The sequence below is a fragment of the Endozoicomonas sp. ONNA1 genome (genome assembly GCF_024606325.1).
Lineage (GTDB): Bacteria > Pseudomonadota > Gammaproteobacteria > Pseudomonadales > Endozoicomonadaceae > Endozoicomonas_A.
Window position 1 is genome coordinate 1 of the sequence record NZ_JAHHPN010000552.1, and the last position, 3,239, is coordinate 3,239.

A 3,239-nucleotide genomic window follows, 5' to 3' on the forward strand; every position below is an offset into this window, starting at 1 on the left:
ACCTGTTTGCCCTCCATGCCCAACAGTTAAAAAATGACTTTTCCGAATTGGGCCAACGATATGTCAGGACTCTGAGAGAGTTATCAGGTCAATGGCTGGCGGACAAACTGGCAGAAAAAAAAGTACCGAGACTGAACGCCAGAATGAGGAGTGAGCAGAGAAAGTGGTTTCAAAACACACTTTCGCTTGGGATTAACAGAAGGCTGAAGCGCCAAACGGATGGCACTGTCAGTTTTACGGATCCACTGTCCCCGTCTTTTAATGGAGAGACTTTTAATGAAGACAAGCGCAACCGATACCTACCTGTTGTCAGCGATCCTTCAGGCGCAACTTATGTTCTGCTGGACGTGCCAGAGAGTAACAGCGCCGCTTTTTCGGATAATCTGCGCAATATCCTGTTTATGCTTCAGTCCTCAGGTCCGCTGACGCAGCGTACTGCCCGGACACTGATCAATACGATTGAGTCAGCCTATACCCATCACAACCCCTCGTTGGTTAAACAGCAGCTCAGCGAAAAAATTGCCCTGTTTGCGCCGACTGATGTGGTCACACTGGCCACCGAAATGAATAACATCGACGGGGACTACGGGGACTACGGGGACTATAAGGTTGCCCGAAGCCTGATACGAAGATTGTTGATGAGTCTGGCCATCAACACAGTAACCGTTCTGGCCAGCGGTCGCAGACCGGATCTCCGGCAGAGGCTGCTGATCGCGGAATTGTTCAGCCGGCTCTCCGAAGACATCAACCCCATCAGGCTCCCAACCACGGAAAACCGCGAGTACCTGATTTACCTGGACCCTTTCACGCCCTTCTTCCAGGATTACCGGTTTCCCTCGCAGACCGTTCTGGGGGTTGATTCACCCTTTCTTATCACGCCCATTAATCACAGTGCCTATCGCTCCCAGATGCGTGAACTGACGCTACTGGAAGCAGTGCCACAAGCGCTACATGATGTGCTTCGTTATTTCAACGGACCTAATGAATTCATCGATAGCCTCCTGGCCTGGCGCAAATGGGAGAAAGAGAGTGGTTTCGGGGCAACAAAGGCGGTCGTTAATATTCGGCTGGATTCCGACCGGTTGATCGCAGACAGTTGGGTGATGGTCGATCAATGGCAAGAAAGTGAGCCTGTCAACATTCTGGTCGGACTGTCGGATGTACGACCAGCCTCGTCAGATACCCGTCTGGCCCGGGTGATGACCCAATCCTACGGGCTGGCTCTGTTCCTGCAACTGAGAGCATCGGTAGCAACCCCACCCGTTATCGTCAGGGCCATGGAGATATGGAAGACGGAATACCGTAATGATCCTGATGGTCATTACGCTTTTGACAACGGTCTGAAACTACGCCGGATACCGAACGACAGCGATCCGCTTTACCGGATACTGATCCTTAATATTGATGACCGTGAGTTCAGGTTTGCCCAAGGAACGGTGGATGATTTCCAGCGGGCACTGGACGTACTGTTTCAGGAAAAGCGTCTGGCCGTTTCGGTCAGAAACGTTATTCGTTCCCTTGAAGCGAAGCCGGAGATCGCTGTTGGTACTTTTGCACAGGGCCTGGTTAAGGTACACACAGATTTCTGGAAACAGATGCTGGATTCGGAACTGCGTTCTGCGCTGCAGTTGCAGGAAGCGGATTACCGGATGTTGAAAAAACGAATAGCCAGCTCTGGTTTACTCGCCAAAGTCAGGAGCAGGTTATTGTCAGATTTTGGTGATATGCAAACCCCGCCAGACAAAACTCACTACACTGGCAGAACGTCTTCCCGTTACATAGACGTCTATGGCAAAGAGATAAAAGAGAACAGTCCCGGAATTATTAGCGAAGTGACACCGGGCACCTATGGCGATAAAGGTTCGGAGTCAAAAGTCGCGATCTTGTTCTCTGCCCGGTTTATCAAACAGGTTCTGGAAAACGATGTCACTGCAAATGATATGAAGTCATTGCATGAGACTATTATCAAAACGCTTCGATGGCTCAGAACCACCTCTAAATTCAAGGCTTTTTCCGATGCGTTGATGGCAGGACAGAGCCAAATCTTTGGAGACCTCCAGACTCTGGTGAATCAGGGTGTTATTGATGGTTCTGTCGGCAGCGGCTTCGACCAGGTCAAAATACCTGGCTCTGTCCGGCTATTACTGGTCATCACTCCTCCCGGTTCATCCGGAACTACTCCGGCAGAACCGGTTCTGATTAACAATGCCGGTTGTGTCCTGAAAATTGATCCGGGCCAGTATGTCACCGAAGGCAAAATGCCCGTTGAACAATATCGCACTTTATCAGGCCTGATCGCTCGTTATATTGTTTCAACCAATCTGTTGGCAGGAATCAACAGCGATTCTGAAAGCATTCGGAAAAGAATTCTGCGTGATCTTGACGTTGACGATGTTAAGCGATTACAAGAGGGTATCAAAGTTCCGGATATCCCCTTAGACATTTATAAAGGACGGATCGGTCTTGAAATAGAGTATGCTGACACAAGTGTGGATGCTGAATCGAGAAATATGCTTGCGTCCAGTAAATCTTCACCTAACACGCTTTCTCTCACTGATTATGCTGATCTGACTCTATCTAGCGAAGATCCTCCTGATCCGACTACAACCAACGATAAACGCCGCGGTGACTCAATCGTTGAAATCATTACCGGACCAGAACCTCTCCGGGATTATCTAAGTGAGTCCTCAGCTTTATTTCGTGCTACCAATACGATGGCCTCTGTATTGGCAAACATACCTGAGAGTGGCTATACCGTAGGCGATTTAGTTAAGGCTTATAATGACGAGCTAATTGGAAATAATCCCAAAGGTAATTTAAAAAAATTCAAGTTATCCAGCGACCATAGATTTGAAAACAGTAAAGTCTCATTGCTGCCCGGGGTAAAAAGGACATCACCGTTATCTCACCATGTTCAGGTCAATATCGGGGTCGATCTTGGCGAGATTGGGGCTATAACATCCTATATTCCCTGTCTTATGGCTCCGAGGAAAAGTGACCCATTAAGAGACGTTTTTCAGTGGAGCCAGTACAAGGCCTATGTCATTACAAAAAAACTGAATCTGAATTCTGATTTACTGAAGTCCATGTTGACCATTCATTTGTACAAGCAGGTATTAGACAGTTCAACCGACGTTTTTTTCAGGGATAAACTGGGAACCGAAAACACACCCATCACTCAACTTGAAGGATTACTGAGACTGGGTACCGCTGATTTTTTAATGACGGTCATCTCTGAT

The 3,239-nt window shown here is 48.2% G+C and carries 1 protein-coding gene; it reads left to right on the forward strand.

Annotated elements, in window-relative coordinates:
* Positions 1-3,239: hypothetical protein (locus KDK19_RS12685; RefSeq protein WP_257292107.1), on the forward strand; the 3,239-nt coding region annotated here is incomplete at both ends.